Source organism: Thermofilum sp. (assembly GCF_038871435.1).
In the GTDB taxonomy this organism is placed as follows: Archaea; Thermoproteota; Thermoprotei; order Thermofilales; family Thermofilaceae; genus Thermofilum; species Thermofilum adornatum.
Window position 1 is genome coordinate 84,680 of record NZ_JAVZIC010000004.1, and the last position, 20,430, is coordinate 105,109.

The window sequence follows — 20,430 nt, forward strand, 5'->3', positions numbered from 1 at the left end:
AACATGAAGAGAATAATAAATTACCTCGTCTTTTTTTCGCCTTTCCTCGCGGCACTAATTGCAACTTATCTTACCTTCAGCGACGTTTGGCTGGTGTGGCTTGCATATGGCGTTTGGCTAGCAATGTTTACGGGTTTCTTCGTATTTCTAAACTACACACTTGTGACACTTCGATACAGAAAGTATGATGCAAGGTACGTAGGGAAACCCCTAAACCTTAGGATTGCGGCCTTTGTCACGTCATTTAATGAGGACAGGTATTATTAAGGACACGCTTCTCTCAGTTAAGGCCGCACTTAAGGGTAGAGGCGACGTGTATCTTTTGGACGACTCGACCAGGCCCGAGATAGTCAAAGAAATGGAGGAATTTTGTAAAGTTAATGGTATATATTATATCCATAGGACTGACCGCAGAGGCTTCAAGGCTGGAGCCATAAACAATGCCCTAAGGCTTGTTGGAGACAAGTATGACCTCATAGCTATATTCGACGCTGACCAGCGTCCAACCTCAGGCTTCTTTGATGCGGTAATTCCATTCTTTAGAGACGAGAATGTCGCATTTGTCCAGGTTCCTCAAAAATACACCGAGATAGACTCCTATGTCTCTCAGGGCGCAAAGTACCAACAGGAGCCCTTCCTAAGGATAATAATGCGTGGGAGAAGCGAGTCGTCGGCTTTTTCCCTGGGTTCTGGCACGGTTTTCCGGGCAAGCGTCCTTAAGGAAGTCGGGGGCATGGACGAGTCGAGCATAACTGAGGACGCGGCAACCTCTGTAAAGATTCACTCCATGAAATATCTCTCCCCCTACCTGGACGAGGAGCTTATCTGGTATGGAGAGCCGCCTCCAGACGCTTCTGCATATGTACAGCAGCAGAGCAGATGGTCTTTTGGCTATTTCCAGCTTACACCTAATCTTTTAAAGATGAGCCTCGACATTCAGGTCTTCTTTGACTATGCTGCTGGCTTTTATTATTGGCTGAAAGAGGGTATCCTTACATTGTTCGAAATAATTGCGCCAATAGTCTTCCTATTGTTAAGGAGACCCTACATCAAGCTTGACCCGTTCCTTTATGCCATTGTCTACTTTCCCTATTTGTTCTTCTCGACGGCCATATTCACCTATAGCATACGGAGAAAAACCTATGGTCTTAGGGGCTTCCTTCTCCACCAGTTCGTAGAATACATAGCCTTCTTCGGGTTAACGGTCTCATTTTTCTCCTGGCTTGCTAGGCGTAAACGTCCATTCAAGGTGACCCCGAAAGGCAGGGGGAGAAGAGCGTTCGGCGTTGTTGTACCCCACGTTTTCTTTGACATTCTCTTGCTTTTATCAATATTTGCTGGTGTCGCGTGGTACCCATCTGCACCAATGATTCTGCAAGCCGCGATACTGGTAAACCTCTTCTGGGCTGTTTGGCACTACTTCTTCTTGACGGGCTCGATAATAGTTGCACTGTCGGTTCCAAGAGAAAGAGAAGAAGCAAGATACGTTGAGAAAATAAAGAAATAAAAAGAAAACTCTTCCCGTTAAGCCGTTCAGGCTTGGTCAAGATTTTTGAGGTAGTCTATGTTTTCCCTCTCAGAGGGGTCGGGCTCTTTTACCGAGAACCATTCGTCGAGTATTTCTTTGGCTACCTCTTCTGAGAGCAACCTCGCGCTTAGCGCTAGAACGTTGGCATCGTTCCACAGCCTTGCGCCTCTTGCGTTCTTTGCATCTGTGCATAGCGCTGCTCTTATTCCCTTTACCTTGTTAGCCGCTATGCTTACACCTGTCCCCGTATAGCACATAACTATGCCCGTATCCGCCTTGCCAGATGCTACTAGCTGTGCAACTTCCTGCCCGACCTTTGGCCATGGATAAGGCTTGCCTGTCAGCGCCGAGCCGACCAGGATTACTTCGTGCCCCCTCTTTTTCAGCTCCTGGACAATGAAGGATACAATAGAGTAGTTGTCATCGGAGCCAAAAGCTACCCTCATCACTTAGACGTATAGTTTTCCCAATTTATAGCCTTTACTCCGAAACTAATGACTAATTTTTAGCCGAGTGTTTTCTCTATTATTTTTCCTCCAAGCCTCTTCGCGAGCTCAAATATCTTTGCCTCCACACTTGAAACTATTTCTCGCAGTCTCTCGTTGGTTTTAGCCTCCGAGTAGATCCTAAGCTTTGGCTCTGTACCGCTCTTCCTGACGAGCAACCAGGACCCGTCTGGATACTCGTATCTAAATCCATCAATGTCGATGATTCTAGCCGGCTCGCCTAGGAGACCTTTAAGCTCTTCTACCAGCTCTTCATAAAGCCTGTCCCGTATCTCTTCGGGGTCAAGGATATAGCTTCTCCTGTCCCAGGGATAGTCTGGGATATTTTCTTCCTCTAGCAACTTTGAGAGAGGCTTCCCGGTTTCAACCATGTTCTTTAGTATTATTGCTACTTGTAGGATGCCGTCGACCCAGTGTCCCCAGGAGGGGAGGATAAGCTTCCAAGGCTCGCATGCCACAGCAACGTTGCCGGGCCCTAGCTGCTTTACACGTTCATGGGTCTTTCCTAGGGGGTACCTCTCTAGCCTTACGCCGTGCCTCTCTACGACCTCGTCTAGGGCCAATCCGGTATCAATGCTTGCTATAACATGGCCAGGCTTGTCCTCGAGTGCCAAGTTTGCATAGTATGCTAGTAGCCTGTCCAGCTTTATGTATCCACTCTGCGTGTCAAGAACTGCAAGCCTGTCCCCGTCCCCGTCGTGTGCCAGGATAATCGATGCATTTACAACGCTTGCAATCCCAGAGTACTGTTCTAGCACGTCCTTCCTGGGCTCAGGTAAACGTGCCGGGAAATGCCCGTCAGGGTTACAGTTCATGGTTATAGGCCTAGCCCCCATCATCCGAGCTATCCTAGGCGAGACGTCAAAAGTAGCGCCATTTGCACAGTCGATAATTACTATGGGTCTCCAGGCAGTCCTCGACGGGGCAAATCTTTCTAAAAGCTCTGTAACATATTCCTCGACGACCAGGCTGTCGCGGGAAAACCCCCCAACTTCTTGCCAAGAAACGGGCCTGAAGCTTTTATCAAGTAAGAGCTCGATTTTCTCCTCGAGGTCCCGCGTAGACTCAAAGCCGTCAGGCGTGTATAACTTAAAGCCGTTATACTCGGGAGGATTATGGCTAGCAGTTACACTTATGCCGAGGCTTTTCCTCCTAGAAGCGGCGAAGCCAGCTATGGGTGTTGGGGCGAGCCCAACCTCATATACGTCTATCCCAGAGGATAACATCCCCAATGCTAATCCATACATTACAAGGTGGCTCGTGATCCTAGAATCATACACGATATGACTCGTCCCCGAAAGGCCTAGATTCCCCAAGACAAGCCCCACGCGGTAAAGCAAGATCGGGTCTAGTTCATTGGGAAACCTTAGCCGGACACCAGCTGTCCCAAATATCTTCACAAAACATGTATAACAGGTGCCTGATTTTTAGTCTTCCGGTCGAGCCGCCATGGACAACCAAAGCGGGTGCTCTATCAAATCAGCGCGCTAAGTAGAGCGTGCAGTGAAGTTCTGTAGGTATGTTTGAATTGTACACGCTGTATCAAAACATTGTCCTAACATTTGCACGGATCAAGAGAGTAAAGATAACACTACCACCTGAAGAAAAGTCCAGATAATTTGGTTTCCTTATATAGGATAGTTGGAGACCCGTTTTACCTCCTATCGTGTGTATTAATACTCATTATAAGTTTTTCACAGAGCTTTAAAGCAAAACTTCAGCTGGTAGTTATAGAAAACAAGTTACTGAAAAACCTTTTTATACTCTCTGGAGTAATTAAGGTGAAGAGTATGAGTGAGAAAGTGAAAACAAGCCTGTTTATAAATCGAGCTCTATGGGAGGAGTTTAAGCTCAAAGTAGGAAGCCGTGTTGGGCTGAGAGCTTTGAGCAGAGCTGTGGAAGAACTTCTAGAAGATGAGGTTGCCGAGTTAGTGGTAGCAGATGAGCTCTCAAAAATGGTAGAGACCTCATCACTCATTGAAGTCAAGCCTGTAAAGCCCAAGGTTCCCACTGACGCCAGCAAGGCTATAAGGGAGCTGAGGGAGAGAGAAAATGAAAAACCCAATAGTGTACCTTGATTCCAGCACAATCGTTAAACGTTACGTAGAAGAAGCTGGTAGCGAGGTTGCCCGCGATGTATACAACTCAGCATTGGCTGGCAACCTAACTCTTTCGTTTTCAGCCTGGAATATTGGGGAGGTGCTGGGGGTTCTAGAGAGGTATCGAAGAAGAGCGTGGTTGGACGATGAAAGCTATGTAGCTGCAAGGATGATGTTTATCGGAGAAACTATAAGATTGTTGAAGCTTGGAGCTTTGATCCTTGTGCCTATCCGAGTTAGACTGCTCGCAGAGGCTTGGAGGCTCCAAGAAAAATACCACATTTACCAGGCTGATGCACTTCAAGTGGTTTCAGCCAAGTACGTAAAGGCGAACAAGATGTATACGGGGGACAGGAGTCTGCATAATGTAGCTCTTGCAGAAGGGCTTCAGAGTGTCATACTTAAGTGAAAATGATGAATTCCCGGGCTTTACAAGTATTGAGAGGCCATTCCATGAGATATAAATTCATAAAGTAAGGTTTTTGAAAATTTAAAACAAAAATGGTTTAAAATAAAAATTTCCTTTTTACCTTCAAAAGCTTCTCAAAGGTTAGCAGGGGGAGGCGGTGGGGGAGGTGCAGTCGGAGCCGTCTTTCTCATCGGCAGGACCATGTTTGCTATGGCGAAGATAGCTAATACTAATCCTAGAACCAAAAATATTGGGTTCCCCGCCATTGAGAGGCCTGACGCTGTTGGAGGAGTATATTCATATCGCAATGTATTCGTATCGCTTATGAACTTGATGTTTTTTGCCTCTTTTGGCAGGTTAATAGTTGATGTGATTATCATTCTAGTATCTGTTGTAACCGCCCCAGCATAAGTGAATACTAAGGTGTTACCCGTCTGGGCTGAAAGTGTTACCTTCTGCTTTTCACTTGCAATCTTCATTTCCCAGTAATCCTTCTTGTATACTGCGGCGCCCTTTATAACGTACTTAGCAATGATCCTGTTGTTTGCCTCGTCGACCTGAATATTGAGATTTGTTATCTCGACATCAGTTCTTTTTGATTTGAAGAGTCTAGTTAGCATGCTCAGCATTGGGTACTGTTGTTTAAAGCTGGCGAAGGCAGTTGCAGACATGCTTATAACTTCCTCAACGTATGCATCCCCATTTTCCGCAATATTGTAGGTAGCCTTGTCCTCAAGCTCTAAGACCGCTATTGGCTGAACCTGTGCCCACGTGGTAAAGCCATCTAATAGGATTATCGCGAGGAGCATTAATATTAGAATAGACAAGTACCTTCTCATTTTTATCACCCCAGCCTAAACGTTTGAATGATAGATTCACATGTATTTATCATGTTCTGGTCGAAGACTTGGTAAAATATGATAAAGCCGTAACCCTGATACTCGAAGTACCTTGCAACTATGATAAAGTTTTGACCACTGAAACTATACTGATATGCAACTGCGTCAGCCTGGACACCTGATACTGACACCTTTTGTTCCTTTAAGACTTTCAAGTCACCCTGCTGGCTCATAGCGTTCTCAAAATAACTTCTCAACTCCTGTCTTTTGACGCCTTGAACCCACAAGACAACGATCAGGGCTTGGTCTTGATAGACAAAGTCGACCTCGTATGATCCATGCTGGGAAACAGTCCAACTCTTCGGATATGACATGCTCCACCTTGGCGAGGGGTTTGTATATTGTAGAGACCCACCTGTGCTAGGCTGGCCCGGCGAGCCTGAAGACGAGCCTTGTGATGGACTCTCAGACATGCCAGAGGGTAGCTTTATCCCCCACTTCGCGAGTGTGTCTGGCGGCAGGGTTTCGAGCTCGGGAGGAGTTATACCTAAAGCCTGAAAACCTTTAATATCTACTACATAATGTGGACCATTTATAGCTTCTTTTAACACTTTTACCCCTACCTGTACAGCCTCCTCGAATGAAACCTTCTGATTTAGTGTTGTTGTCTCTATCGGTATTATTTGTCTACTTTGTGGTAGCACTACAACCGTGAAGGCATGACCTGGCATCAGGACTACATATGCGTCGAGACCCTGAGCGATAGCCAGCGAGGCAAAGAAGATTGCCGTGTCTAGACACGTCCCCGCCCTGTCCCTAATCACATCCCTTGGATACTTTACATACTGTGAAACCTGTCCTGTCCAAAATGCCTGTGGCTCTGTCTTATATGATATTCCATTGTAGACAGAGAGCTCCCACATTCCTGACAAGCTTTTTAAGGCTTCCTCATCTGAAAGTGTTGCACCTGCGCCTCCAGCCAGCTTGTTGCCCATGTCTGCGTATTCCCTAACAACGGGGTCAGTGGGTGTTACAAATGCGGCTATTAGGGGATAGTTGCTGAATATGTCGTAGAACGTCCCGGTGTTTTCCTCTGGAGAGAGACTTGTAAATATAAAGTCATGTGCCCCGAGAATCTCTATTGATTTACTCTCAGTTATCTCCTTTTGGGCTCCCCTAGCATCGACATAGGTAATCTTGATGTTGACCTTTGAAGGGGTAGATGTCGTCAGCTTGGCGACCTCGCTGGAAACAATTGGGTAGTAGAGGTTTACAACAGTGCTTCCCGGCAACAGGACAGGGTATTTTCCGCCCTCAACCCAGTCAGAATATTTGTCAATGGAATAGGATATTTTCAAGTCATATATGGGTGATGTCCCGTTATTTGTAAGAATAACCTTTGCAACCCAGAGGCCTAGCTCAGGCCTACCATATACCTTATACGCAGCGCTTATAATGTGTCTCGAGGTTAAGATTTTGTATTCTAGCTTTGGTTCGCCAGACGGTCCTCCCGGTATCGGTATAAAGTATAGGGCGATTAGGAAAACTGCCAGTACTCCTAGAATTATGGACACAGTTCTTTTATCCAAATTTTCACCAAGCTTTCAGCGAGTATTTCTTCGCAAAACAGTTATTTAAAAATTCTGCTAAATGTTTTATTTTATTTTTACTATTAATGGGGGTTTCCGTTTAAAATGTATTTATACATGCCTAGTATCTTGTACAATAAGTATCTCAGGTTAAATAATGAATGTTCTCCTATCATCATAATATTGTGATGTTCATAAAATCTAAGTTAAACGTTTACTTTTAAGATAACAGACCACACCATCCAGAAATATATACGTACCCCACCATAAACATATAAGCGGAAAAATCGAGCATCTAAAAACACAGTCTTTGGAGTCCATTCTAGAACACATAAAAAAAGTTTCTAGAGCGCTTCTGATGTTTGTAAACTTAGAGGGGACCATCTAGGGGACTATATGGTGTTTTCTGCATCTTGCCTCGTATGTTTCTGAGCCGCCTACGAGGACTCTTGGGCTGTCTCTTGGTGCAGGCTTGCCGTTTATGAGCCTCTGGGTCCTAGTGGCGGGTTTTCCGCAGACTTTGCATATTGCTGTCAAGCTTACAACTTTGTCTGCGTAGGCGAGCAACTTCATTGTTGTTTCGAAGGGTTCTCCCTTGAAGTCTAGGTTTAGAGCTGAGACAACTATCATTTTTTCTATGGCTAGCTTGTTGAGTTCCTCTGCCAGTATGGATGGGAAGAATTGTGCCTCATCTATCCCTATAACGTCATAGTTTATGGTTTCGCTGGCTATTCTTTTTACTCCTTCCTCGTCGGGAGGAACCACCAATGCGTTGATCTTTAGACCATTATGTGATATGACGCTTGATGGGTGATACCTCGTGTCTATTGTTGGCTTGTATATTACGACTCTTCTGCCAGCTATCATTTGTCTCTCGATTCGCCTTATAAGCTCTGTAGTTTTTCCCGAAAACATGGGACCAGTTATTACTACCAGCATCACAACTAGTATGATCCAACAAAATTTATGCAAATCCTTTAAAAATTAGGGAAAACCTCAATAAGTTTCCAGGTTTAGACCCAGGAGTCTTGCTACGCCGGATAGTTCCTCAGTGTGGTCGCCTAAAACCAGTGCGTAGTGGTTTCCAAAGCTCCTATCCAATATTACTCTAGGCTGTGAAAGTTTGACCTTTACTTGTGTCCTGCAGTGCCTGTTACTCCATGGAGACTCTAGAATTGTGCCTGTAAATATTCGGAGAGTTTCTAGGTTAGGATTAACCCTGTATACTGTGACTTTTTCGCCTACGGGAAATTTTACCATTATTCCGACACCCCTGCCACTCTCGAAGTGGGTCATTAGAGAGTAGGACGAGATGAGGGGGGCCGTGCAGTGGGCGAAGAGGACACTGTCTCCACTTATAATTGCGGGGTTAGCCATGAAGACTGGCTGACCAGTTGACCATTCGCCTAGAACCATAGAGACGAGGAGAGGAACGTCTCCCTCGCAGGCTACTGGAAAGCCCATGGTATTTAGAAGTGAAAGAGCGAGGCAAGCGGTGGTGTCCAGTTCCTTTATAATGTCGAAGCATTTAATGGTCAAGCCGTCGAGGCTTTTTTCAGCTATAACTTGCTTGATGGCTAGGTACAACCTGTAGGCTTTCTGTATCTCGGACACTGGTATCTTTACTTCAAGTGCATTTTCTATTATTTCCCTGGGCACTTCTACTTCAGAGACAGAGTTGTAGGTTTTGACTAGTTCCTCTAGGGGGACCTCAACGAGTCCCGCCCCTAATCTCTTGTGTAGTGTTTCTGGCTCAACCTTGCTGTAGACAAGCCATGGGCTAATGCCACCTATCAGTCCAAGCCTTGCAACCCTTATCTTTTCATATGTCTTTTCTATGCGTCCAAGTTTCTCCAATAATTCCTGGATCTGCTGGGTGCCTTCCAGCTTTGCGACAGAGACATCTTTACCATTGTTTTTCAGGTATCCAACAGCCTCTATGACTGCTGGCAGGCTGTTGTACTCCTCGATGTATAGCAGGTAAAGGAGCTTTGTCTTCTTGGCCAACGAGATTATTGTGTCCTCTGTTCCCCCCGTAGCTACGAGGACAACTCTTGTCAGACATTCCCTTGCGTTTTCTCCTGACGTCAGTACACCCTCGTATAAGGCTCCATCTAACTTTCGCAACACTGGAGCCAAATATTGTGACTCTAGCCTGTTGCCTTGTTCAACGCCAAGGCTAGAAGCCGCGATGCTTATGCAGGGCGACATGTGGAAAATATAGGGCTCAAACCTATAAAACTTTATTTGTCACGTGGGAATTTTCAAAAATTAGGTTGTCTTCGGTGCCTTCTGGAGAGCAACTCCTCCCATTAGCATTCCGATTTCCTCAAGTGTAAAGTCACTGGTTTTTCCTTGTGCTACAAGTTTGCCTTCGTACATCACGGCTATTCTGTCTGACAACTGGAGTATTTCCTCCAAGTCTGCTGACACAAGTAAAACTGCTTTGCCAGCATTTCTTGCTTCCAGTAAGAGCTCCCTCACATATAGAGTGGAGGCTATATCCAGGCCCTTCGTTGGGTGGACAGCCACTATAAGGGACGACTCTCTGCTGAGCTCACGCCCCACGAGGAGCTTTTGCCTGTTTCCGCCGCTTAGACTCTTTGCTGGAGCAATAATTCTTGGAGCAACGACATTAAACCTGGCTACTAGGTGTTCGGTATACTTTCTTACCTTCTCCCAGTCTATGCGGGACCCCTTTAGGAAAGAGGGCTCCCACTGACGGCCAATAATACTATTCTCCATGACCGTGAAGTCAAGTATCAACCCGTATCTCTCCCTGTCTCCCGGGATATGGGAGAGCCCACTCTTGTACATCTCTATAACGGACCTGTTTGTTACCTCTCTGCCATTTAGGTATACTTTGCCCTTTTCAATCTTCCTCAAGCCTGTAACAGCCTCGATCAACTCGTTTTGCCCGTTTCCCTCTACCCCAGCAATGCCAAAGACTTCGCCAGCCCTTACCTCGAAAGAGACCCCTTTAACCGCTGGAACTCCCATGTCGTTGTTTACCCATAACTCTTCGACTTTGAGAATGGTCTCTCCTGTAATGGTCATGCGCTCAAGATGTGTCAACGCTTCTAGGTCTACTTCTTTCCCTACCATTAGCTCGGCGAGTTTTTCCGGAGTAGCATCTCCTGTTTTAAGTTGTCCAGCAACGGCTCCTTTCCTTAGCACAACTATTCTATCGGTTATCTCGAGAGCCTCTTTTATCTTGTGGGTTATGAATACGACGGAACCGCCTTGTTCCTTAAACCTCTTGACAAAATTGAATAGCTCTGAGACCTCCATCGGCGTCAGGAAAGTTGTGGGCTCGTCGAGTATGAGAACCTTTGTACCCCTGCTTAACGCCTTTATGATTTCTATTCTTTGTCTTTCTCCAAGCGACAAGCTTTCCACAGGAGTGTCTAGGGGTATCTTTAGGCCTAGCTTACTCGTGAGCTCCTCTATTTGTCGCCTGCCAAAGTCAAAATCTAGAGGTGTTAACGCCTGGAGAACGCCTTCGGAACCTTTTCCGGTTCCTAGGATTATGTTTTCTAGTGCAGTCATGTTTGGGACAAGTGTAAATACCTGGTGAACCATCGCTATGCCTCTGGCCAGGGCGTCTCTCGAAGAGGAGAACTTTACACGTTTTCCTTCTACATAGATTTCTCCCTTAGTGGGCTTAATGAAGCCCGACAGTATCTTCATTAGTGTGGACTTGCCGGCACCGTTTTCACCGAGAAGTCCCAATATTTCTCCGGGGTAAATCTCTAAGTCGACACCTCTGAGTGCAACTGTTCCATCAGGGTATGTCTTGTGTATGTCCTTCATCACAACATAGGGCTCCTTCATTGCTAGTAGCATTGTTTCCCGAATATTTATTCTTTCTGTAGAAATCTTTTTAATTACAGAGAGAAATAATAGGGCGTACAATATGCAGAAGTTCAACCTTGATGTTCGTGGTGTGGCCGAGACATTAATAGCACTCCTCGCCGGGCTATTGGCATCCTCGATACTCATACTGTCCTACGGCTACGACCCTATCAAGGCGTTTTACTGGCTCTTTTATGGCGGCTTCGGAAGCCTAGAAAGCATTCTAGACACACTTGGATATGCTACACCACTCATGCTTACCGGCATCGCATTTGGGCTCTGTTTTAAGGGAGGAATGTTCAACGTCGGCGTCGAGGGGCAAGCATACATGGGAGCAATAGGAGCAATCATATTCGGCGGACTCGTTCCAAGGCTTCTCCCAATCCTGTCACCCTTCTCCCTAATATTGGCACTGGCCGGATCTATGCTTCTTGGACTTGCCTGGGCACTGCCGCCTGCACTGCTCAAGGCTTATAGAGGAGTCCACGAAGTAATCTCCACAATAATGTTTAACTGGATAGCATACAACTTCGTAATGTTTCTTGTAAGGGGCCCACTCGTAAACCCATCCCGCCCAGAGATGTCTCTACCAGTAGTAGAAAACGCGAGGTTCAGCGTTGTTCCCGGGTCAGCCGTCCTAACCACCGCAATCCTGGTATCTATCTTTTCAGCTGTCTTGATACACCTCCTCTTAACGTTGACGAGGATCGGCTTTGAGATAAGAATCACTGGCTCAAATATTGACGCAGCTAAATATTCCGGTGTAAACTACAAAAATATCGTGATAACATCTTTCCTACTCTCTGGAGCCCTCAGCGGCTTGGCAGGTGGACTTGTAATCACTGGGAGGCCGCCTGTGTGGGCTCTCTACGGAACCCTTGGAAACATAATGAATGTCGGCTTTGACGGTATGGGGGTAGCTCTAATTGGCAGGAACCATCCACTAGCAATCATTTTGTCAGGAATATTTATTGGTGGCCTATGGAATGGGAGCAGACTGATGGAACCATACTCTGGTGTTTCCTCGGAGCTTAGCAGGGCAATTATAGGGCTGATTGTAATAGCTTTGTCTATACCCGAGCTATCAAAGAGGCTTTCCAGAATCCTCAAGGGGTGACGCTATGATAAAGAAAAGCCTTATCATAACAATTGTTGTCTTCGTTGCATTCCTCTTTTTACTTGAGTACGCCGGGATAAGCTCCTTGAAAATAATTGACACAGCGCTCCTAGCAATGACTCCACTGGCACTGGCAGCCATAGGCGAGGTCATCAACGAAAAAGCAGGCGTAACAAACATAGGGCTAGACGGTATACTCCTAATCGGCGCTACGCTTGGAGTATACGGAGCCGAGCTGGCTGGAAACGGCTACATAGGGTTGCTTTTCGGCGCCTTGGCTGGTGCACTTATTGGATTTATACATGGAGTATTAAGTACATATGGAAGAGCCGACCAAGTGGTAGCAAGCATGGGAATCAACATTTTCGCGTATGGTTTCGTCCCCTACTTCCTAATGGCAGTATGGCACATGCCCGGCATACGTGTACCTCCAAAAGAGGTACTCGTACAGCTGTGGAATGTACCTCTAGGGAACTTTTACTTTGTGTTTAGCGAGCTAACTATCCTGGCCTTGCTTCTCACATTCGTATTCAACTGGCTGTTGCAGAAAACAGCCCTAGGCCTCTGGATAAGGGCCGCAGGCGAGAGCCCTGAGGCAATCGATGCTGCGGGAATAGACGTATACAAGGTCAGGATACTGACAGCCACAATTGGCAGTCTCCTTGCCGGTCTGGGAGGCGCCTTCATGTCTCTTGTATGGTTCAAGGGAGTTGTCAAGGAGATCTCGGCTGGAAGAGGCTTCATTGCCTTGGCGTGTGTCGTGGCAAGCGGTTTAGACCCAATTCTAGCCACAGGCTTCGCATTTCTCTTCGGGTTCTCAGAGGCAGTAGCCTATACTTTTGCTGTCACGCCGGGGATAAAGGAGACCATTCCATATTACTTTGTATTCATGATACCCTACATTGTTACACTTGTCGTTGTTGCAGTGATGATAGGGAAGCGGAGATTCCCGAGGGCGCTTGGGGTACCCTATAAGAAAGAGTAAAAAACTTCAGCGTAAGTCTTATAAAGTTTATTAAACCTTATTATTTCTGTATGAAGAAAAGAAACGGCATAAAGACAATTTATGCAATAATTATTCTCGCCATCATTGTCGTCGCCGGCCTCGCTGCTTATATATTGACCCAGAGACCTGCCGGAGTCACTGCTAAGCCTAAAATAGCTGTAGTCTCAGACATCGGTGGCAGGGGAGACCTAAGCTTCAACGACATGGGCTTCAAAGGCGCAGAAGAGGCTGCCCGCGACTTTGGATGGGACGTTATGGAGCTAATTAGCAAGACAGAGGCTGACTACATACCTAACCTTGAGACAGCCGCAAAGGACCCGAACACTAAGCTAATTGTGGGCGTAGGCTTCCTGCTTAGCGAGGCCCTAGCCCAGGTAGCAGTAAAGTATCCCGACAAGTATTTTGCAGGCATCGATACATATGCCCAAGACGTAGTTAAACAGAAGTATCCTGACAAGTACCCCTTGCCAAACCTCATCGACATAAAGTTTGAGGAGCACAAGGGAAGCGCGCTCGTAGGTGCACTTGCATGCCTCCTAGCCATCAACTATGACTATCCACACGTAGGAATGGTTCTAGGAATTGAGATACCAGTTCTCTGGAAGTTCGAGATAGGCTACAAGTGGGGATGCAACTGGGCCATAGAATGGTACAAGCAGAAGTTCCCAGACCAGTATGCGTCAAAAATCAAGAACCCAGACAACATATTGGCCCAACCTGTTAAAGAGAGAGTCCTCTGGACCTACACGGGAACCTTTAGCGACATCACCAAGGGCTACGAAGCCGCAAAAGCAATGTATGCCAAAAAAGCCGTCGCTGTATACAACGTCGCAGGCCCACTTGGGCTCGGCATAAACCAGGCACTAGACGAAATAGCCAAGGCCAGAGGCCTCAACATGGGTCCACCATTCTGGATAGGGGTAGACGCTGACCAAGACTGGATCAACCCAGGCTTCGTGATTGCAAGCATGATGAAGAGGGTCGACAAAGGAGTATATTACGCTGCCTACCTAGTACAGAAGGGCAAATTCAAGGACATAGCTGTGAAAAACAACGGGATTCTTCTCCTAGGAATCGGAACAAAAGTGGACGGCGAATCAATGGAGGGTATATCCGTCAGTACACTCAACGACCTAGATGAATTCATAAAAATGGGACAGGCGGCTGAACAATATGTAGGCAAGAAAGTCTTACCCATGGATCCAGAACAGATCAGGGCCAAGGTAAAGGCAATGAGGGACTCTGTACCACAGTGGGTATGGCAGGCGGTAAGCGAGCTAGAGGCACAGATACGTGAAGGCAAAGTACAGGTACCACTCCCACAGACAGAGTCAGATGTAAAGGCTTGGAGAGAACAGCTCGGATAAAAAATATTTTTATTTTTAAATTTTCTTAATTTATGAAATTTCCATGTCAAGCAAAGGCACCGTGAAGAGATTCTCAGCATCAAAGGCATCCACCGAGGAGGGGCTCCAGTACCATATCAGGTGCAAGCCCGGAGACGTTGCAGAGTTTGTTCTTTTGCCAGGAGACCCTGAAAGAGTGCCGTGGATAGCTAGCTTCTGGGATGAACAAAGGGAAGTAGCCCGCCACCGCGAATACGTCACATATACAGGCAGATATAAGGGCGTCCCCGTCTCATGCACATCAACAGGCATCGGCGGGCCCGCTACCGCAATCGCTGTAGAGGAGCTACTAAGGGTTGGGGCCTCGACATTTATAAGGGTCGGGACGACTGGCGCGATACAGCCAGACATCGAGGTGGGAGACATAATCATTGCTACTGGCGCCGTGAGGCTCGACGGCACAAGCAAGCAGTACGTGAGGGTCGAGTACCCGGCATTCGCGCACTTCGAGGTTGTCTCCGCCCTCATCCATGCCGCAGAGTCCCTCGGAGCCAGGTACCACGTTGGCATAGTCGCGTCGACCGACTCCTTTTACACGGGCCAGGCGCGTCCAGGATACAGGCAGTACGAGCAGAGCTGGATGCGTGACCTCATCCCTGACCTGCAGAAAGCCGGGGTGCTGAGCTTCGAGATGGAGGCTTCAACCCTGTTTACCCTCTCGAACATATATGGGGCTAGGGCTGGAGCAGTCCTAGCGGCCGTCGCAAATAGGATAAAAAACGAGCTTGTAGAGAACGCAGGCGTGGAGATGGCAATTAGGGTTGCAAACGAGGCTGTAAAGATTCTGCACGAGTGGGACCAGATCAAAAAAGCTCGGGGCAAAAAATACATGTATCCGGGACTCGTCTAGGCACTCTCGGCAATAAAAAAACTTTATTTTTTAGGGCTAAATATAAGGAAACAATGAGTGGAAAAACTATCCGCCTCATGTGGGGAGCTTTACTGATCTATCTAGCTATAGGACTAGTATTGGTTTCTGGACAGCCCGTAGAAACACTTTACATAGAGGAGGGTGGGGTCCTAAGGGGCTTCATTTTCTTGCCTCTCTCCAGCGAGGGAGTGGCAGAGGTAAATCTCCCCTGTAGTGTCCCAACAGTTGCCGTTTACCCAGAGAAAGGTGTCCCAACATACACGCTTAGCGGTTCAACTCTACAAATATATGGGGACCCCAATACCAACGTAAACGTAACTTTCACGTGTGACCTAGGAAATGTTTCTACCATTTCTCTTACCTTGCAACCCATAAACCAGAAGCTTAACATCTACATTAGCCAGACATATACCGTTCTAGGCATATATCCAACCCCAGACGAGATCTCCTACAAGCCGGGCTATGTGTACCTCGGCTTCGGAAACCTCTCAACAAGTCTACAGCTCGAGCTGGCTGAGACCGGGCTACCGGGCGAAGGAAAGCCACCTGCACCATCACAAGCGACGACACCTACAAATGTTCCTCCAAAAGAAGACTATACTCTCTGGATCCTTGTACTAGCCCTAGCGCTGGCCGTAATTATTTTGGGCTTTTTGCTTACTGGGAGAAACAAAAAGGCCCCCGAGACACTAGTTGAAGAGGACCAGGCAATCATCGACTACTTGAAGTCCATGGGCGGGAAGGCCTATCTAAAGGAGATACGTGAAGCCCTTGGATTGCCGTCTACAACTGCCCTCAGGAGGATAAAAAGGCTTGAATCAATGGGCTTTGTCAAAACAGAGAAGACTCCTGGAGGTCTACTCGTTGTTCTGTTGAGGAAATAAGAAAATATTTATTATGCCAAAGCAATATTAACATAATGAGCCAATTTGTACACGAGATAGTTGTTGGGGAAAAGCATGAGGGATCCTATACTCTTGAGCTCATAAACATGCTTGGAAAGGGCGCACAGAGAGTAATCGTTAAGGCCCACGGGAGAAACATCTCGAAAGCAGTATATGTAACCGAGAGCGTTAGGCGCCTAACAGGGGACAAGATTGGCTACGGCAAGATAAAGATATATTCTACTGAGGTAGGCGAATTAAAAGAGGAAAAGAGCGTTCCAGTTATAGAAATAGAAGTCATAAACCTCGGAGTAAAGCCCCAGAGCTAGGGGCCACCTTTCCGAATTATATGTAGCCGGCCAACCTCATAGAAGCCTGCGCCCCAATTGTGTAGCGGCAAATTAGTCTTTTTCAGATCCCATCCACTCCTCTTCCCGAAAAAGCGCTCGTCAGCCTTGGCAGAGAGAACCTTGCCAAGGTAGAAAACAACGTCTTCCGTCTTTATGCTGGTGTATACACGGCACTCAACCACACCGATAGTTTCCTCTGCAACGGGGGCATCGACTTTTTCTCCCTTCCTGTAGCTGATAACCTTTGTCTTGTCCACGCTTCTACCAGAGACAGTCCCCGCATAGTAGAGCTTCTCGAGCGACTGTAAAGGCAGAACGTTCACAGTGAATTCCCCATACGTGTCGATAAGCTCCCTTGTATAGCTATTGACGTCAATGGCTACCCCCACCAGTGGAGGCTCTTCGCTCACAGGCGAGACCCAGCTAGCGGCCATAAAGTTGACTTTCTCGCCTACCTTTCCGCTTCCAATGAGGTATGCCGGCCTAGGGTGAAGCAAGAGGTAAAAGTTTTCAACTTCCATCATGGCTTTTCACTAAATAGGTCTTTTTGGATCCTTATCAATATTTCCCTAGAAAATTTTTATATATTTTAAGAGATCGAGCACGCTATATGAATTAGCCAATGCCCTGCGGTGCTTGCACTTCAAGAGGCATGCTTTCTATGTTCCCCAGAAAACGAGGATCGGACGCTCATCGTAGTTCAACAAAGACTTCACCTTTCATCAATTCTTTCGCTCATTTTTAGTTTAATTTATTAGACAGGTATGGACTTCCTGAGTTTCAGGGCAAGATTGAGGCTAAATAGTGCTTGGAACATTTATGACATTAAACTTAATACCCAGGTGAGACAAAACAAGATTGTAGTGTATGAGTATAGGCGAGACCGAGGAGAGCTCGTATATAGTTGCAAAGCTCTTGAACAGCCTGAAGGAGGTCTATACCTTCAAAGAGCTCGAGGAGATCCTGGACATGCCCAGCCAGCTTCTCTGGAGGTACACTACTTTTTCCCAGTTTCCCGAGAGGCAGACAGCGAAAAAGATACTTGACGCTATCCGTGAAAACAGGCTCATCGAGAAGGCCCTGAAGCAGGCCCTTTCCAGGGAGACAGGGGTAGCTGAGGAGTGGCGCCTCCTCTTTAACCCGAGGATATTGAACCTTGTGGGCTATCTTGCATGGAAGCATTTTAAGGACGACGAGGTCAATCTAGTCATGACGGCTGGGGAAAAGAATAGTGCCCTCGCAGTTGTTTTGGCAGAGTGGCTCTCGGCAGACGCTTGTGTAGCTACTGAGCATGCGTGGACAAGCTGGGGCAAGTTTTACTCCGCTCCCTACAACTCCTCTGAGAGAGAGGAGTATGTCTACCTACATGTCCCTAAGGAGGCTATAAAGAGGGACTCAAGGGTACTCTTCGTTAAGGGCACAGCTAAAAACTTTGAGTCTTTGTCGGCCCTATATAGCATAGCTGAGCAGGCAAAAGCTATTCCCGTGGGGGGCCTAGTTGTATTGGCCTACACAGACAAGTGGACAGAGTTCACGGCTAAGACCGGCATAAAGAAGTTCTATGTCGTTGCAAGCCTCCGCGGTGGGCAACTTGTTGTAAGCATTTAATGTTCAGAACCTCTTCTTTCTTTCATGTTTCCTTCCAAACAGACCATCCATAGGATAAGGAATCTCCACGAAAAGCTCGCTGACATAGGACACACATTGTTGATAACTTTGTAGTGCTAAAAATTGCTAAGGGTAGCTTTAGATAAAATTTATAGCATTCATGAAAAAAGAAAAGCGGATTCACAATGAAGGATAACAGCTTGGAAAAAATACTTGCATGGATGAACGTTATACGGGTCAAGTTCTTTGCAGCCGGCATACCACCTGTGATTCTCGGTTTTTCAGTTGCATACTATGTTGAGGGCCTATTGAGTCCCGACCTATTTTTGCTGACACTCTTCGGCATAGTTACTGCAATGATTGGAAGCTATACTTTCAATGAATACTTTGACTTTAAAAGCGGAGTGGATCTTGTTGTCAAAGATGAACATGTCACTCCTTTCAACTCTGGTAGCAGGGTTCTCCCCTCAGGCCTGCTGAATCCCGAAAAAGTTTTTGACGCTGGGCTCTTCGCATCTCTGGTCACGGTCGCAATAGGCCTGTACCTAACCTGGCTCCGCGGACCACTGGTTCTAGTTTTAACAATCTTGGGAATGATAGCTGCTCTAGGCTACACGGCTCCTCCCTTTGCTTTTGCGTATCGAGGAATAGGCGAAGCAATGATAGGGCTTAGCTATGGCCCATTCATTACGCTTGGCAGCTTCCTTGTCCAGACAGGCCGCTTAGACACAGTGGCACTTCTCGCATCTCTGGTACCAGGCTTCCTGATCACCGCGGTCATTTGGATCAACGAGTTTCCAGACTATGAAGCCGACAAAACTGTGGGTAAAAGAAACATGATCGTTAGGCTGGGAAAGAAGAAGGCTGTCCTCGTATATCCATGGTTTTTCATTTTGGCATATGCTACCGTTATTGCCGGTGTCGTTCTTAGAATGTTTCCTCTATATACACTGTTCTCCTTGGTTACGCTTCCCATAGCGATACAAGCTACTAGGAATGCAGTGAAGAATATTGATAATCCTCGAGGCCTCGTCCCGTCCATGAAAAACACTATTTTGGTTTTTGTTCTCACGACTTTTCTCCTATCACTTGGATTCATTGTAGCCAGGTGGATTTAGTGCCAGAACGCGCTCCCCATGTTTTACCTTTCTATATTCCTCCTACGTTGGTCTTGAGACAAGTAGGCAGTCTACTTGCTTTCAAGGAGTTGACGGGCTGGCCTGGATTGGACAGGTGGCTTCCAGAGGCCGGACTACTGTTGCGCACTGCCGCAGGGGCTATTGGCTTTGGCTGTTTCGGGATGCCTATACATCCAGTGTACGAGGTTACTGCCGCCTGTAATCTTAGGTGTAAGCACTGCCACGCCAGAGGGGGTAAACCATACCCAGACGAGCTAGACACTGAGGGAGCTAAAGAAGTAATAAGGAAGCTTGCCGAGGTTCCTGAGTTCCGCGTACTTGTCTTTACAGGTGGAGAACCACTTGTCAGGCCAGACATTTACGAGCTTATCTCTTACGCTAAGAGTCTCGGCTTCAGTGTTGTATTAGCTACAAATGCGATTCTAATCACAAAGAGCGTTTCAAAGAAATTGCGGGAACTGGGAGTTGAGGGTATAGCTGCTAGCATAGACTTTGTAAAGCCGGAGCAACACGACGAGTACCGAGGCGTGCCTGGGGCTTTTCAACGCGCCATAGAGGGAATAAAGAACGCGGCCAGCGAAGGTCTATATATCCACATAAATGTCACGCTCTCCAAGCTGAACCTCGACCAATTAGAGGACTTGATGCGGCTTTCTGACAGGCTTGGGGCCTATGTCGTGTTTCTCTACCAGCTGTTGCCGTTTGGAAGGGGAGAAGAATTAAAGAACTTGCTATTAACCCGTGAAGAATTTCTGCAGGTTATGGAGAGAGTAAAGAAAATACAGCGAGAAGTAAAGCCTGTAATCGTGCCAGTAGGTCTGCCCGAATACTTCGCCTATCTCCTTAAAGATTCTCCACTGTTCAAAATCTATTCCCCATTCTTTAAGGGATGTAGCGCGGGCAGTGGAATGTTCTACATAAAGCCCAACGGCGACGTCTGGCCATGTGCATTCGTCCCCATAAAAGCTGGAAACCTGCGGGAACAGTCAGCACTCGAAATATGGAGAAACAGCCCAGTATTCAGGGCTCTTAGAGACAGAAGTAATCTTAAGGGTCCATGTGCCACTTGTAAGTATAGGGACGTGTGTGGGGGCTGCAGAGCTAGAACCCTTGCATTAACAGGAGACCTATTTGCCTCGGATCCAATGTGTCCACTCGCAAGTCACGAGACACAATTAAAGCTGATAAGAACCCCAGACATCAAGACGATACAATAGCCATAGT

General features: G+C 46.9%; 21 protein-coding genes. 13 read left to right on the top strand and 8 right to left on the bottom strand.

The features are described 5' to 3' along the window. The first annotated feature begins 3 nt into the window (after positions 1–3). Together QXT17_RS06160 and QXT17_RS06165 are read left to right on the top strand one after the other, a co-directional pair. A complete protein-coding gene (locus tag QXT17_RS06160) occupies positions 4–267 on the top strand; it encodes a hypothetical protein (RefSeq protein ID WP_342783365.1) in 264 nt (87 codons plus the stop codon). Then, entirely contained in the window at positions 248–1,507 is a 1,260-nt protein-coding gene (locus QXT17_RS06165) for a glycosyltransferase family 2 protein (RefSeq protein WP_342783366.1), read from the top strand. The genes QXT17_RS06160 and QXT17_RS06165 overlap by 20 nt, the downstream gene beginning before the upstream one ends. Positions 1,508–1,533: 26 nt before the next feature. Here QXT17_RS06165 and QXT17_RS06170 read toward each other — a convergent pair whose 3' ends face one another. Both QXT17_RS06170 and QXT17_RS06175 read right to left on the bottom strand, forming a co-directional pair. Next, the gene (locus tag QXT17_RS06170) at positions 1,534–1,974 is read right to left on the bottom strand and encodes an RpiB/LacA/LacB family sugar-phosphate isomerase (RefSeq protein ID WP_020963515.1); all 441 of its coding nucleotides are present in this window, start codon (positions 1,972–1,974) and stop codon (positions 1,534–1,536) included. A 59-nt stretch (positions 1,975–2,033) separates the two neighbouring features. Beyond that, positions 2,034–3,434, bottom strand: coding sequence for a hypothetical protein (locus QXT17_RS06175; RefSeq protein ID WP_020963516.1), 1,401 nt, complete (start codon positions 3,432–3,434; stop codon positions 2,034–2,036). A 390-nt stretch (positions 3,435–3,824) separates the two neighbouring features. On the opposite strand from QXT17_RS06175, the gene QXT17_RS06180 reads away from it, so the two are divergent. Next, the gene (locus tag QXT17_RS06180) at positions 3,825–4,112 is read left to right on the top strand and encodes a hypothetical protein (protein ID WP_052885717.1); all 288 of its coding nucleotides are present in this window, start codon (positions 3,825–3,827) and stop codon (positions 4,110–4,112) included. Beyond that, positions 4,087–4,542, top strand: coding sequence for a type II toxin-antitoxin system VapC family toxin (locus tag QXT17_RS06185; protein WP_020963518.1), 456 nt, complete (start codon positions 4,087–4,089; stop codon positions 4,540–4,542). The genes QXT17_RS06180 and QXT17_RS06185 overlap by 26 nt, the downstream gene beginning before the upstream one ends. Before the next feature lie 134 nt (positions 4,543–4,676). Here the strand turns inward: QXT17_RS06185 and QXT17_RS06190 are convergent, their stop codons facing one another. From QXT17_RS06190 to QXT17_RS06210, 5 genes are all read right to left on the bottom strand, one after another. Then, the gene (locus tag QXT17_RS06190; RefSeq protein ID WP_148682198.1) at positions 4,677–5,381 is read right to left on the bottom strand and encodes a hypothetical protein; all 705 of its coding nucleotides are present in this window, start codon (positions 5,379–5,381) and stop codon (positions 4,677–4,679) included. 5 nt (positions 5,382–5,386) lie between these two features. Continuing rightward, positions 5,387–6,970 carry a hypothetical protein gene (locus tag QXT17_RS06195; RefSeq protein WP_020963520.1) on the bottom strand — a complete coding sequence of 528 codons (1,584 nt, stop codon included), beginning with the start codon at positions 6,968–6,970 and terminating at the stop codon, positions 5,387–5,389. A gap of 384 nt (positions 6,971–7,354) precedes the next feature. Further along, complete coding sequence (locus tag QXT17_RS06200; protein WP_052885590.1) at positions 7,355–7,909, bottom strand: thymidine kinase; 555 nt, start codon at positions 7,907–7,909, stop codon at positions 7,355–7,357. A gap of 57 nt (positions 7,910–7,966) precedes the next feature. Beyond that, positions 7,967–9,181 (bottom strand): hypothetical protein, encoded by a 1,215-nt coding sequence (locus tag QXT17_RS06205; protein ID WP_020963522.1) that lies wholly within the window; start codon positions 9,179–9,181, stop codon positions 7,967–7,969. Positions 9,182–9,241: 60 nt separating this feature from the next. Beyond that, entirely contained in the window at positions 9,242–10,804 is a 1,563-nt protein-coding gene (locus QXT17_RS06210) for an ABC transporter ATP-binding protein (protein ID WP_052885718.1), read from the bottom strand. Positions 10,805–10,886: 82 nt separating this feature from the next. Here QXT17_RS06210 and QXT17_RS06215 point away from each other — a divergent pair, with 82 nt between their 5' ends. Genes QXT17_RS06215 through QXT17_RS06240 form a run of 6 tightly spaced genes read left to right on the top strand, consistent with a single transcriptional unit; the run spans position 10,887 to position 16,438 of the window. Beyond that, complete coding sequence (locus QXT17_RS06215) at positions 10,887–11,942, top strand: ABC transporter permease (RefSeq protein WP_020963524.1); 1,056 nt, start codon at positions 10,887–10,889, stop codon at positions 11,940–11,942. 4 nt (positions 11,943–11,946) lie between these two features. After that, on the top strand, positions 11,947–12,927 hold the full coding sequence (locus QXT17_RS06220) for an ABC transporter permease (RefSeq protein ID WP_342783280.1): 981 nt from the start codon (positions 11,947–11,949) through the stop codon (positions 12,925–12,927). Positions 12,928–12,977: 50 nt separating this feature from the next. After that, positions 12,978–14,315 carry a BMP family protein gene (locus QXT17_RS06225; RefSeq protein ID WP_020963527.1) on the top strand — a complete coding sequence of 446 codons (1,338 nt, stop codon included), beginning with the start codon at positions 12,978–12,980 and terminating at the stop codon, positions 14,313–14,315. 43 nt (positions 14,316–14,358) lie between these two features. Further along, positions 14,359–15,204: a uridine phosphorylase gene (udp, locus tag QXT17_RS06230; RefSeq protein ID WP_020963528.1), complete on the top strand. Its 846-nt coding sequence runs from the start codon at positions 14,359–14,361 to the stop codon at positions 15,202–15,204. Between the two features lie 53 nt (positions 15,205–15,257). Next, entirely contained in the window at positions 15,258–16,109 is an 852-nt protein-coding gene (locus QXT17_RS06235) for a winged helix-turn-helix transcriptional regulator (protein WP_020963529.1), read from the top strand. Between the two features lie 35 nt (positions 16,110–16,144). Next, complete coding sequence (locus QXT17_RS06240) at positions 16,145–16,438, top strand: hypothetical protein (protein ID WP_020963530.1); 294 nt, start codon at positions 16,145–16,147, stop codon at positions 16,436–16,438. Here the strand turns inward: QXT17_RS06240 and QXT17_RS06245 are convergent. Beyond that, positions 16,435–16,983: a flavin reductase family protein gene (locus QXT17_RS06245; RefSeq protein ID WP_052885591.1), complete on the bottom strand. Its 549-nt coding sequence runs from the start codon at positions 16,981–16,983 to the stop codon at positions 16,435–16,437. The genes QXT17_RS06240 and QXT17_RS06245 overlap by 4 nt on opposite strands. 343 nt (positions 16,984–17,326) lie before the next feature. On the opposite strand from QXT17_RS06245, the gene QXT17_RS06250 reads away from it, so the two are divergent. The 3 genes from QXT17_RS06250 to QXT17_RS06260 all read left to right on the top strand — a co-directional run bounded on the left by QXT17_RS06250 (position 17,327) and on the right by QXT17_RS06260 (position 20,423). Further along, on the top strand, positions 17,327–18,067 hold the full coding sequence (locus QXT17_RS06250; RefSeq protein WP_020963532.1) for a hypothetical protein: 741 nt from the start codon (positions 17,327–17,329) through the stop codon (positions 18,065–18,067). 185 nt (positions 18,068–18,252) lie between these two features. Next, complete coding sequence (locus QXT17_RS06255) at positions 18,253–19,185, top strand: prenyltransferase (RefSeq protein WP_020963534.1); 933 nt, start codon at positions 18,253–18,255, stop codon at positions 19,183–19,185. Beyond that, entirely contained in the window at positions 19,185–20,423 is a 1,239-nt protein-coding gene (locus QXT17_RS06260; protein WP_148682199.1) for a radical SAM/SPASM domain-containing protein, read from the top strand. Before QXT17_RS06255 ends, QXT17_RS06260 begins: the two co-directional genes overlap by 1 nt. The last annotated feature ends 7 nt before the right edge of the window (positions 20,424–20,430 follow it).